Origin of the sequence: Micromonospora sp. AP08 (assembly GCF_008085935.1) — a bacterium.
Lineage (GTDB): Bacteria > Actinomycetota > Actinomycetes > Mycobacteriales > Micromonosporaceae > Micromonospora > Micromonospora chersina.
The window spans coordinates 15,275-27,090 of sequence record NZ_VSEZ01000030.1 but is presented as its reverse complement, the minus strand read 5'-3'; the positions used below and the strand labels follow the sequence as shown (position 1 = coordinate 27,090).

10 protein-coding genes are annotated in these 11,816 nt (G+C 74.6%); 3 read left to right on the top strand and 7 right to left on the bottom strand.

What is annotated here, in order from left to right; genetic code table 11:
* Positions 1-941 (bottom strand): hypothetical protein (locus FXF50_RS28580; RefSeq protein WP_148432030.1); only part of this gene is annotated, 941 nt, incomplete at its 3' end.
* 256 nt (positions 942-1,197) lie between these two features.
* Between FXF50_RS28580 and FXF50_RS28575 the strand changes: the two genes are divergently transcribed.
* Both FXF50_RS28575 and FXF50_RS28570 read left to right on the top strand, forming a co-directional pair.
* Positions 1,198-2,739 carry a gluconokinase gene (locus tag FXF50_RS28575; RefSeq protein WP_148432029.1) on the top strand — a complete coding sequence of 514 codons (1,542 nt, stop codon included), beginning with the start codon at positions 1,198-1,200 and terminating at the stop codon, positions 2,737-2,739.
* A 46-nt stretch (positions 2,740-2,785) separates the two neighbouring features.
* On the top strand, positions 2,786-4,303 hold the full coding sequence (locus tag FXF50_RS28570) for a GntP family permease (protein WP_148432028.1): 1,518 nt from the start codon (positions 2,786-2,788) through the stop codon (positions 4,301-4,303).
* A 41-nt stretch (positions 4,304-4,344) separates the two neighbouring features.
* Here the strand turns inward: FXF50_RS28570 and FXF50_RS28565 are convergent, their stop codons facing one another.
* The 5 genes from FXF50_RS28565 to FXF50_RS28545 form a co-directional block, all read right to left on the bottom strand.
* Positions 4,345-4,629 (bottom strand): putative quinol monooxygenase, encoded by a 285-nt coding sequence (locus FXF50_RS28565; RefSeq protein WP_148432027.1) that lies wholly within the window; start codon positions 4,627-4,629, stop codon positions 4,345-4,347.
* A 50-nt stretch (positions 4,630-4,679) separates the two neighbouring features.
* A complete protein-coding gene (locus FXF50_RS28560; protein WP_148432026.1) occupies positions 4,680-5,438 on the bottom strand; it encodes a MerR family transcriptional regulator in 759 nt (252 codons plus the stop codon).
* A 157-nt stretch (positions 5,439-5,595) separates the two neighbouring features.
* Positions 5,596-6,228 carry a hypothetical protein gene (locus FXF50_RS28555; protein ID WP_148432025.1) on the bottom strand — a complete coding sequence of 211 codons (633 nt, stop codon included), beginning with the start codon at positions 6,226-6,228 and terminating at the stop codon, positions 5,596-5,598.
* Between the two features lie 129 nt (positions 6,229-6,357).
* A complete protein-coding gene (locus FXF50_RS28550; protein WP_187399865.1) occupies positions 6,358-8,637 on the bottom strand; it encodes a bifunctional diguanylate cyclase/phosphodiesterase in 2,280 nt (759 codons plus the stop codon).
* Between the two features lie 136 nt (positions 8,638-8,773).
* The gene (locus FXF50_RS28545) at positions 8,774-9,292 is read right to left on the bottom strand and encodes a transcriptional regulator (RefSeq protein WP_222866120.1); all 519 of its coding nucleotides are present in this window, start codon (positions 9,290-9,292) and stop codon (positions 8,774-8,776) included.
* Between the two features lie 56 nt (positions 9,293-9,348).
* On the opposite strand from FXF50_RS28545, the gene FXF50_RS28540 reads away from it, so the two are divergent.
* Positions 9,349-10,302 carry a S41 family peptidase gene (locus FXF50_RS28540; RefSeq protein ID WP_148432024.1) on the top strand — a complete coding sequence of 318 codons (954 nt, stop codon included), beginning with the start codon at positions 9,349-9,351 and terminating at the stop codon, positions 10,300-10,302.
* Between the two features lie 4 nt (positions 10,303-10,306).
* Here FXF50_RS28540 and FXF50_RS28535 read toward each other — a convergent pair whose 3' ends face one another.
* On the bottom strand, positions 10,307-11,806 hold the full coding sequence (locus FXF50_RS28535) for a hypothetical protein (RefSeq protein ID WP_148432023.1): 1,500 nt from the start codon (positions 11,804-11,806) through the stop codon (positions 10,307-10,309).
* Positions 11,807-11,816: the final 10 nt, after the last annotated feature.

Sequence of the window (11,816 nt, the reverse complement as noted above, 5' to 3'; positions counted from 1 at the left end):
TCGGCGGCGGCCGGCTGCGGTGTGGTCTTCCGGGACGGCGTGGTGGTCGGCGCGGTCCGGGTGCGCTGCGGCTTGGGTTTGACCTGGACGGCGGGGGCGGGGGGGGGGGGCGGGGGGGGGGGGGTGGCGGTGGCCGCCGGGGTGGCGGCGGAGGCGACGTCCGAGCCGGGGCGCACCGGCGGGTCGGACTCGAAGAGCATCGCCGGCACGATCAGCGCGAGGGCCGCACCGACCGCCACGGTCCGCCGGCCGCCGGGCAGCAGCGCGGAGACCCGGGCCTGCGCGGGGGTGAGCACCGCGGGCCGGGCCGGCCGCACCGCCTCGTGCTCCGCGATCAGCTCGTCGAGCTGGGCGACGACCGCGGCACGCTGCTCGATCGCGTCGGCGAAGGCCAGCGTGAGCTTGAACCGGAAGTCGGCCACCGCGCCGGTGGGCAGCAGGAGGCCGGAGGTACGGCGCCGGTCGAGGACCTGGATCAGCGTGACCGGCGCTCCGGGGTCGTGGGACAGGCCGGTCATCCGCCCGTACGTCCAGTCGCGCCGGCCCCGGCCGCCGAGCAGCACGAGACGCCGGTTGGTGAGCACGGCGAGCCCGGCGTCGACGACCTTCACCCCTTCGGGGCGGCGCGGGCGCACCACCGGTGGTTCCGGGTCGACGCTCAGCTCGGGGGCCGGCAGCACGGCCGTGTGCCGGACCTCGACCAGTTGCGCGGCCGGCAGGGTCCAGAAGACCACCTCACCGGGGGCCAGCTCGATGGGCAGGCCGGCGCCGGCCTCGACCGAGCCGTGGAAGGACCCGGCGAGGGTACGCAGCCGCCGCAGCTCGTCGTCGCGGCGTCGCCACGCCTCGTCGGCCAGGCGGAAGGCCCGCTGCCGCCGGTCGTTCTGCCGGTGTGCCCACCGGTAGCGCCATGTGGAACCCGTCGAATCAGTCATCGCCACGCCGACTCCTCCGCCGCGCGAGCCCACCAATCGGGGTGTCATTCATGTCAACGGCGGTGCGGGGGTGACAAGACACGCGCAAGTCACCAATTTGACCAAACGGGTGATTGCGCGACACGTTAGGCGGAACCTTGCGCGTCGGTTCGCGGTCCCGGTGGGTGGCCCGCTTCGCCGTGCGAGGGGGTGGGTGCGTCGGTAACGTCAGCCGCAGGGCGGGACGCGCCGCGACCCCCGCCGGAGGCGAGGAGGTGCACCGGTGGGTGAGCCGGCCGTCGTGGTGGGGGTGGACATCGGCACCACCAGCACCAAGGCCGTCGCGTACGACACCGGCGGCCGGCAGCTCGCCACGCACTCGATCGGCTATCCGCTGGAGGAGCCGCACCCCGGCTACGCCGAGCAGGACCCGGCACTGATCTTCGACGCGGTGGTGGGCTCGATCCGGGGGGTGGTCGCGGAGTTGGGCCGGCCGGTCGCCGGCCTGTCGTTCAGCACCGCGATGCACAGCCTGATCGGGCTGGACGCCGGCGGCACCCCGCTCACTCCCTCGGTCACCTGGGCCGACTCCCGGGCCAGCGCCCAGGCCGAGCGGCTGCGCGCCGTCCCCGCCGGGCTGGCCCTGCACCGGCGCACCGGCACGCCCGTGCACCCGATGGCGCCGCTGCCCAAGCTCGTCTGGTTCGCCGAGCAGCAGCCCAAGCTGCACGAGCGGGTCGCGCACTGGGCCGGCATCAAGGACTACGTGCTGCTGCGGCTGGCGGAGGCGCTGGTCACCGACCACTCGGTCGCCTCCGGCACCGGGCTCATGGACATCCACCGGCTGGCCTGGGACCCCGAGGCGCTCGGCATCGCGGGGATCACCGAGGAGCAGCTCCCGCAGCTCGTCCCCACCACCCACGTGCTGCCCGGACTGACCGCCGAGGCGGCCCGCGCCACCGGCCTGCCCGCGGACACCCCGCTCGTGGTGGGCGCCGGCGACGGGCCACTGGCGAACCTGGGGCTCGGCGCGGTGCATCCCGGCGAGGTGGCCTGCTCGATCGGCACCAGCGGGGCCATGCGGGTGATGGTGGAACGGCCCGGCGTCGACCCGCTCGGCGGCGTCTTCTGTTACGCCCTGACCGAGCGCCGCTGGGTGGTCGGCGGGGCGATCAACAACGGCGGGATCGTCCTCCAGTGGGCCAACGAGGCGCTCGCCCCCGAGCTCGACGACCACGCCGAGGAGGAACTGCTCGACCTGGCCGCCCAGGCGCCGGTCGGCTCCGGCGGGCTGATCATGCTGCCGTACCTGCTCAGCGAGCGGGCGCCGCACTGGAGCGCGCTGCCCCGCGGCGCGTACGTGGGGCTGACCCACGGGCACGGCCGGGCCCACCTGGTCCGGGCCGCGCTGGAAGGGGTCTGCCAGCAGCTCGCCCTCGTCCTCGCCTCGGTCCGGGCCGCCGGCAACGAGGTACGCGAGATCCGCGCCAGCGGCGGCTTCGCCCGCAGCCCGCTGTGGCGGCAGATCCTCGCCGACGCGCTCGGCATGCCGGTGCGCTTCCCCACCGGGCACGAGGGCTCCAGCTTCGGGGCCGCGCTGCTCGGCATGCAGGCGCTCGGCCTCATCGAGTCGATCGAGGTCGCCGCCGACCTGGTCCGGATCGAGGAGACGGTCCGCCCGGACCCCGCCTCCGCCGCCACGTACGCGGCCCTGCGGCCGCTCTTCTCCGAGCTGTACGACGCGCTCGTCCCGACGTTCGCGTCCCTGCGGCGGCTGGCGCCGAGCCTGCCGCCGGAACCACCACCCACCGCTCCTCCCAAGTGATCGCCCGTACCGGAGGCACGGACGACTACCGAAGGTCGTGATAGCCGTGGTCACACTGCTCGCCGCACCGGCGCAACCGCTCACCAACGCCGGCAACACCCAGCTCGTCATCGCCGCCCTGCTCGGCATCGCCGCCGTGGTGGTGCTGATCGCCTGGGGCAAGGTGCACCCGTTCCTGGCGCTGATCCTCGGCGCGGCCGTGCTCGGCGTGGTCGCCGGGGTCAGCGCCGACAAGATCGTCACCTCGTTCAGCGGCGGGGTCGGCTCCACGGTCGGCGGCGTCGGCCTGCTGATCGCGCTCGGCGCGATGATCGGCGGCCTGCTCGCCGAGTCCGGCGGCGCCGACAGCATCGTGGAACGGGTGGTCGGCCGGGTCTCCGGCGGCGCGCTGCCCTGGGCCATGGCCGGCGTGGCCGCGCTGATCGGGCTGCCGCTCTTCTTCGAGGTCGGCGTGGTGCTGCTGGTGCCGATCGTGCTGCTGGTCTCCCGCCGGGTCGACGTGCCGCTCATGAAGATCGGCATCCCGGCGCTGGCCGGCCTGTCGGTGCTGCACGGCCTGGTGCCGCCGCACCCCGGCCCGCTGGTCGCGATCGACGCGCTCGGCGCCAACCTGGGCCAGACCCTGGCCCTGGGACTGCTCGTCGCGATCCCCACGGTGATCATCGCCGGCCCGGTCTTCGGCAACTTCATCGCCCGGCACGTGCCGGCCACCGCGCCCGAGGCGCTGCTGCCCACCCGGCGGCCGCTCGCCGTCGGCGGGGAGCGGCGCCCGACCCGCCCCGGCGAGGGCCGGCTCGACGCCGACGGCGACCTGGTCACCGAGGACGACCTGGTCAACCCGGGCACCGGCCGCCCCGGCGCGCCGATCGAGGAGCCGGTCGGTCCCCGCGCTCGCCGGGAGCCCGCGCTGTGGGCCGCCGTGGTCACCGTGCTGCTGCCCGTCGTGCTCATGCTGCTGCGCGCCATCGGCGAGCTGACCCTGGCCGAGGACACCGCCGGCCGCAAGGCGCTGGACATCATCGGCACCCCGATCGTCGCGCTGCTGGCCGGCGTCATCTTCGCGATGATCTTCCTGGGCTACGGGACCGGGTTCAGCCGCAGCCAGGTCTCCGGTTTCCTGGGCGGCTCGCTGCCGGCGATCGCCGGCATCCTGCTGATCGTCGCCGCCGGCGGCGGCTTCAAGCAGGTGCTGGTCGACGCGGGCGTGGGCAACCTGGTCGCGGACGCCGCCAAGGGCGCGAACCTGTCGCCGCTGCTGCTGGGCTGGCTGGTCGCCGTGGGCATCCGGGTGGCCACCGGCTCGGCCACCGTCGCCACGATCACCGCCGCCGGCATCGTGTCGCCCCTCGCGGCCACCCTCCAGGGCCCCGAGGTGGCGCTGCTGGCGCTGGCCATCGGCTGCGGGTCGCTGTTCTTCTCGCACGTCAACGACGCCGGCTTCTGGCTGGTCAAGGAATACTTCGGGTTGACCGTCGGGCAGACCATCAAGAGCTGGTCGGTGATGGAGACCATCATCTCGGTGGTCGGCTTCGCCGGCGTACTCCTGCTCGACCTCATCCTGTAGCGGCGCTCGGGGCGCCCGGCCCGGCCTGCCGGGCGCCCGCGTCACGGCGCCTCGACGCCGGAGATGCGGAACTTGTGCACCTCGGCGCCGAGGATCAGCGCCGCCTGCTCCCCGTCCGGGCCGGCGCCGCGGAAGTCGAGCAGTTGCTGGTCGGACTCCCACCGCTCGTAGACGTTGATCCGGCCCGGCTCGACCAGGTCCGCGCTGACCGCGAAGTCCACGCAACCCGGCGCCGAGCGGGCCGCCCGGACCACGTCCACGCAGGAGGCCAGGTAGGCGTCCCGCCGGGCCGGGTCGACGTAGAGGGTGCCGGCGACGATGAACACGTGACCTCCAGAGGGTGAGCCGTCCGGCCCATCCTGGCACCCGGGGTGGATCAGGCCCGGCTGATCGCGTTGGCGTGGATCGCCTGGTTCAGATAGGCCGCCATGCCGGGCCGGATCGTCTCGAAGTACGCGGTGAACCGTTCGTCCGCCACGTACATGTCGGCCAGCCCGGTGTGCATCTCGAGCGGGCAGTCGTACCACCACTGGGTGATGAGCTGCCGGTGCTCTTCGGCCAGCGCCATCGCCTCCGGCCCGTCGGCCGGCGCGCCGGAGTCCATCAGCGCGGCGAACCGCCGGCCCCAGTCCTCGTTCTGCTCCTTGTTGCGCAGCCAGTCCTCCTTCGAGTAGCGGCTGGCCCGCTCCTGCGACTGCCTGTACGCCTCGGTGTCGCCCCAGCGCCGCTCGACCTCGTCGGCGTGCTCGTCCGGGTCGAAGTCCCCGAACACCTCGAACCGCTCCTCCGGCGTCAACTGGATCCCCAACTTTCTCGCCTCCATCGCGTGCTCGATCGCCGCCACCATCTCCTGGAGCTTGCCGATCCGCCCGGACAGCAGCTCGTGCTGCCGACTCAGGTGCGCCACCGGGTCAGCGGCCGGGTCGTCCAGGATCTCGGCGATCTCGTCCAGCGGGAAACCCAGCTCGCGGTAGTACCGGATGAGCTGCAGGCGGTCCAGGTCCGCGTCGTCGTAGCGGCGGTAGCCCGCCGGTGTCCGCCCGCTCGGCCGCAGCAGCCCGATCTCGTCGTAGTGGTGCAGCGTCCGGACCGTCACCCGGGCCGCCCGCGCCACCTGACCCACCGTGTACGCCATGGTTTCCCTCCCTTCCGCGACCAAGGCTCCCGCCTCCCGCTACGTGAGGGTCAAGCCCGATTCTGCGTCCCGTGTCACCCGGCCGGCGCGCGAAACGGCGATCGCCCCCGGTCTCCCGAGGGGGGGTGCGGGAGGCCGGGGGCGATCGGGGACCGGATCAGGTGGTGACCCGCTCCCGCTCCGGGGCGGCGAAGGTCTCGCTGGCCGGGGTGCGGAAGGCGTGCACCAGGCCGGCGCCCGAGAGCAGCAGGAGCAGCGCCGCGCCGAGGTACATGGCCAGGGCGCCCTGCTCGGCCTTGCGGCCGAACTCGCTGAAGCCGTACGAGGTGAGCAGCAGGCCGCGCAGCGTCTCGCCCTTGAACACGGTCTCCCGCTGGGCGGTGACGTCGGCGAGCTGCTTCTGCAGGTCGGCCAGGTTGGCGGCGTTGGTCTGCTGGGCTTGGGCCACCTGCTCGCGCAGCGCGGTCTGCGGCGCGCCCAGGTCGGCATACGTCTTGCCGCCGCCGATCGACTTGAGGTGCAGGCCGATGTACTCGTTGGCGTAGCACTCGGCCTGCTTGCCCGTGGTGAGCTGCTTGCCGGCGTACTGGCGCAGGCAATCCGACTTCTTCTCCGCGTCGCTCAGCTTGTCGGCCGGCGTGAAGCTGATGTGCTGGGCGGCGAGCTGGTCGTGCACGTACTTGTTGGCGAAGTTGGCGTTCGTCGTCAGGACGACGCCGACGACGAGCAGCAGGACCGCGAGGCCCAGCCCACCGATGCTGAACAACAGGTCGAGCGTCCGTCGCTTCATGTCTGAGCTCCTGTATGGATGGCGTCTGCGTTGCTTGCTGACACCATGGTGGCGGTGGACCGGGCACGGCCAGCAGGGCCGAACCCCCTGTCCTGTCCGGGACCTTCGGCCCGGCGCCGGCCGGGCCGGTCAGCGGGCCGCGTCGACCGGGGTGAGCGCGTGGAGCAGCTCGGACAGGGCGACCGGGCGGCCGTAGCGCCAGCCCTGGCCGTGCAGGCAGCCGATCGCGGTCACCGCGGCGTGCTGGCTGCCGGTCTCCACGCCCTCGGCCACCACGGCCAGGTCGAACGCGCCGGCCAGCCGGTTGACCATCTCGACCGTGGCGTACGCCCGCGCGTCGTCGGCGTCCAGCCGGGACACGAACGACCGGTCGATCTTCAGCTCGGTGGCTGGGATCCGGTGCAGGTAGCTCAGCGAGGAGTAGCCGGTGCCGAAGTCGTCGATGGCGATGCGGACGCCCAGGTCGCGGAGCTGGGTCAGCCGGTCGAGCACCGCCTCGCTGCCCTCGATCAGCGCCGACTCGGTGAGTTCCAGGGTGAGCGCGCGGGGCGGCAGGCCGGCCGCGCCGACCGCCTCGGTGACCGTGGCGATCAGGTCGGGCCGGCGCAGGTGGGCGGCGGCGATGTTGACGGCCACGGTCACCTCGGGCACGTGCTTGCGCCAGGTGGCCGCGGCCCGGCACGCCTCGTGGATCACCCACCGGTCGATGGCCAGGATCAGCCCGGTCTCCTCGGCCAGCGGCAGGAACCGCGCCGGGGTGAGCACCCCGAGCCGGGGGTGCCGCCAGCGGACCAGCGCCTCGGCGCTGCGTACCGTGCCGGTGGCCAGGTCGACGATGGGCTGGAACTCCATGAGCAGCTGCCCCTCGTCGACCGCGCGGCGCAGGTCGGCGATTAGCTCGGCCCGGGTCACCGCCGACTCCCGCAGCTGCGGCGTGCAGGTCCGGTACGCGGACTTGCCGGCCGCCTTGGCCGCGTACATGGCGATGTCGGCGTCGCGGAGCAGGTCGGTGTGGGAGGTGTGCTGCGGGCCGTACTCGGCGATGCCGATGCTGGCCGAGGGGTGCACGCCGAGGTCCTCCTCGCCGGGCAGCGGTTCGAGGGCGGCGAGCAGCCGGACGGCGAGCCGCTCGGGTGGCACCGGCCGGTCCCCGGCCACCAGCACGGCGAACTCGTCGCCGCCCAGCCGCGCGATCATCCCGTCGGGGCCGACCGCGTCGCCCATCCGTTCCGCGATGGTGGTCAGCAGCCGGTCACCGGCGGCGTGCCCGAAGCGGTCGTTGACCTGCTTGAACCCGTCCAGGTCGAGGAGCAGAACGGCGACCGGGCCGCCGTCGCGCAGGGCCCGGCGCAGCCGCCGGGTGAAGGTCAACCGGTTGGGCAGGCCGGTGAGCTGGTCGGAGTAGGCGAGCCGGCGCAGCCGGGCGACCAGCCGCAGGTTCTCGTTGGCGGCCAGCCCCTGACGCAGCGCGAGCACCCCGAGCAGCGCCATCATGCCGATGAAGATCATGTGCGGGGTCTGTCCGGTGGGCCGGCGGGCGAGCACCACGGCGACGATCGCGCCGCCCACCGGCAGGTACGGCAGGGCCACCCGCCACCACGGCGGCAGCGGTGACTCGCCGGTCTCCTCCTCGCCCTCGCAGGCGGGTGGCGGCGGGTACCGGGTGGCGAGCCCCATCAGCAGGTAGCTCAGCGGCCAGCAGACGTCGATCAGATGGCCGGGGGCGTAGCTGCCGTGCGCCACGAGGGAGACGTAGACGGCGTCGGCGGCGGCTCGGGTGGCCAGACCGACCCCGATGAGGGTGAGCGCCCGCCACATCGGCCGGGCCGGCCCGGCCACCGCCACCAGGATGGTGAGCTGCATCAGGTCGAGCATCGGGTAGAGCAGCCCGAAGGTGCGCTGCGGATCGGCCAGGTCGGCGTCGGCGAGGTCGCGGAACACCACGACCCAGCCGATCGGGATGAGGGCCAGGCCGACGATCACCCCGTCGAGCAGGGTGCGGGCCTGCCCGACCAGGCTGCGCGGGGCGGTCAGGGAACAGAGCAGCGCGGCGGTGCCGGTGACGATGCCGGCGGTGAACAGCCCGCCGACCAGCGGGGTGTGCGGCAGGTCGTGCCCGCCGAGCCGTTCGACCGTCCACACCGTCCGACCGACCGCCGCGAGGATCATGGTGGCCGCGAGCAGCGCCCAGAACCGGCGCAGCGGGGTCGGGTGCCGCCGGGCCACCCGCGCGCAGGCCACCGCCGCCCAGCTCGACACCGCCACCGCGCCCAGGTCGCTGACCAGGGCCGCGCCCGGCAGGCCACCCACCAGCCACACCGCTTCCCCGAGTACGACGAGGGCGGCCGCGACGAGCCCGACACGGCCGGAGAGCGGGCGACGGGCCGGCGCCACGGCGGCGGGGCTCACGTCGTGCTGCGGTACAACGATTCGCTCCGGCTCTCTCTTGAGACGTGCACCCTCGACGGTGCGGACCGGTTGCGGACGGCGAACGGCGCAAGCCTAGTCAGCGCCCGGTGCCGCCGCCAGAGCCGATCGGCGGACGTCACCGCTCGGACGGGCCGGGGTCCACCGGGGCGCGGTGGCGGTAGAGGGAGACCAGGACGCCGTAGCGGGGCTGGTCCGGGCCGGCCTCCTCGGCCTCGCCGACCAGTGTGTCCAGCGTGGACCGCAGCCGCTCGGCCTGGGCCGCGGTGAGCCGCAGGTGACGCAGGTGCAGCAGCGGGTCGGGGTCGCCGGCCAGTTCCTCGGCGACCGCGCCGAAAAGCGCCGTGGTGGCGCCGGCGTCGCCGGTCTCGCCGACCAGGCGGCGGAAGGCGCGCTCGTGGTACTGCTCGGTGCCGCCGCGCACCTGACGGGTGTGCGCGACCCGGACCATGCCGGCCTCGGTCAGCACCTTGAGGTGGTGGGCGACGGTGCCCTTGGCCGCGCCGAGCCCGGTGGCGAGCTGGCTGATGGTGGCCGGCCCGGACCCGAGCGCGAAGAGCAGCCGGTGCCGGAACGGGTGGGCCAGCGCCTTGAAGTGGGCCGGGGTGCGGACCTCCAGCTCGGTCTCGTGGTTCACCGCCAAAGCGTCCAATTCTCTTGACGCTTTGTCAACCGGGCTGCTCTACTCGGCACATGCGACAGGACGAGATCACCGACATCGTCGAGCGGGCCGCGAAGCTGGTCGCCGAGCAGTACGTCTTTCCCGAGCTGGCCGGCCGTATCGCCGCCCACCTGGGCGACCGGCTCCGCGCCGGGGCGTACGACGGGGTGGCCGACGCGGCGGCCCTCGGCGCGCTGATCACCACCGACCTCCAGGAGGCCAACGGCGACCTGCACCTGCGGCTCAAGCACCACGAGACGCCGCTGGCCGACATCGCCGGCGACCCGGCCGAGGAGCACTTCGTCCAGCTCGCCGCGCTCACCATGGGCGGCGTGGCCCGGGTGGAACGGCTGCCCGGCAACGTCGGGCTGCTGGAGATCGCGCCGTACCTCTTCCCGCCGCACCTGGCCGGCGACCTCGTGGTGGCCGCGCTGCGGCTGCTCGCCGGCACCGACGCGCTCCTGCTCGACCTGCGCGGCAACCGGGGCGGCAGCCCCGACATGGTGGCCCTGGTCTGCGGCTGGTTCTTCGCCGAGCCCGCCCACCTGCACACCATGCACGAGCGGGCCGGCACCACCCACCAGTACTGGAGCGCCGCCTGGCTGCCCGTGCCCCGCTACGCGCCCGACAAGCCGGTGCTCGTGCTGACCGGCCCCGAGACGTTCTCCGGCGGCGAGGAACTGGCCTACGACCTCCAGCAGCTCGGCCGCGCCACCGTGGTCGGCGAGCGGAGCCGGGGTGGCGCGCACCCACGGCTCGGGCACCGGCTGCACCCGCACCTGGAGCTGACCGTGCCGGTGGCCCGGCCGGTGAACCCGGTCAGCGGCACCAACTGGGAGGGCTGCGGGGTGGCGCCGGACGTCGAGACGCCCGCCGGGGCGGCCCGCGACGTCGCATACCGGAGGGCACTGGAGGCGCTGCTGGCGGCGGACCCGGAGCGGCCGACGGCGACCGAGGCGCGCGAGGCCATGGCCGCCCTGGGCTGAGGCGTCAGGACCAGTCCTCGGCCGCGGCCTCGGGAGCGGGTGCCGCGGCCGGTGGGCCGCCGTGGGTCCAGGGGGTCTCCTCCGGGGCGGGGAACGCCCCGGCCGGCAGGAACCCGTCCGACAGGGTGGTGAGGCAGAGCCGCTCCCCCACCTCCGGCACCGTGCCCGGCGGCGCGGTCAGCCCGCGGCCCATCCCGCCGGAGAGCTCCAGCACCACCTCGGTCTTGCCGTCGGCGGCCGGGGTCACGAACACCACCTTCGCCTTCTGGCCCGGCCGGGCCGGGGAGTACAGCGTCGCGCCGACGGGCACGAGCACCGGCTCGGTGGTGACCACCTGGATCCGCGGGCGCAGCACCGGCCGCCTGCCGGTGTCGTCCACCCGCTTCGGGTCGGCCAGGGTCACGTCGCCGACGAACGCCTCCCCGGTCAGCCGGTGCTCGGCCATGACGAGCGGGTCGTCGTAGGCGCGCTGCACCGCGTAGGTGGTGAGCGCCCGTTCCAGCCGGTGCAGGCGCACCGCCGCGGCCACCGCCCCGTCCCGGCGCGGCTGCGGGCCGCCGCCTGCGTCGACGTGTTCGGCGTGCGCCGTGAAGGCGTCCTTGTCGCCGTCCCAGCGGCCGGCCACCCGGGCGCCGGGCGGCAGCGCCCGGAGCAACCCGACGCCGCGCCACATCAGCTCCCAGGTGGGCGTCAGCTGGTCGCGCAGCAGCCGTTCCAGCTCCGCGTACGCGGCCGCGCGGGCGACCGGGTCGTCCTCGGCCCGGGTGTACGCCTCGATGGCCGGGGCGAGCCGGTGGTTGTCGAAGTCCGGGTCGGTGGCCGGACCCGCCGGCGGGCAGTGGGCCGGGTCCTCGGCCCGGGCGGCCGCCTCGGCGCCGGTGAGCCCGGGCGGCGGGTCGAGCCAGCCGAGCAGCGCCGGCAGGTGCAGGTCCTCCACGGCGCTCTGCCCGGTCGCCCAGTGCAGGGTCAGCGCCTCGGTCAACGCCACGAGCGCCGCCGAGCCGGGGTGCTCGGCACGTTCCGCGAAGAAGGTCAGCCAGCGGCCGAGCAGCGGCACCGACGGGTGCACCGGGTGCTCGCCGTCCGGCCGGCGGAACCGGGTCGAGCGGCCGAACAGCCGCAGGAAGGTGATCCCGGCCGGGTTCGGCACGAGCAGCTGCGGGGCGTCGACGTAGCGGTGCCGGACGTCCCGGCCCCGGTCGACCGGCACCGCCTCGGTGCGGTTCCGGAACTCGTCCAGCCAGGGCAGCACGATCCCGGCCAGCTCGGCCGCGAACGCGAAGCGCTGGTCCCGGTTGCGGGGCTGCGGCACGACCAGCAGCCGGGCCTCGTCGGGCGCGGCGCCGACCAGGGCCGCGAGCGGGGCGTTGGCCTCGCCGGCCAGGGCCAGCGGCACCAGCACGAGCGGGCGGTCGGACAGGTGCAGGTGCCGGACGGTGGCCACCGGCTGGGCCACCCCGGCGGCGACCGCCTGCGCCTGGGCGAGCGCCCGCAGGGTGCTCACCGGGTGCTCC

Excerpts from the sequence above, each read along its gene's own strand:
- FXF50_RS28555 (WP_148432025.1), bottom strand. The coding sequence starts at position 6,228 with ATGAAGCGACGGACGCTCGACCTGTTGTTCAGCATCGGTGGGCTGGGC.
- FXF50_RS28560 (WP_148432026.1), bottom strand. The coding sequence starts at position 5,438 with ATGGCGTACACGGTGGGTCAGGTGGCGCGGGCGGCCCGGGTGACGGTC.
- FXF50_RS28540 (WP_148432024.1), top strand. The coding sequence starts at position 9,349 with ATGCGACAGGACGAGATCACCGACATCGTCGAGCGGGCCGCGAAGCTG.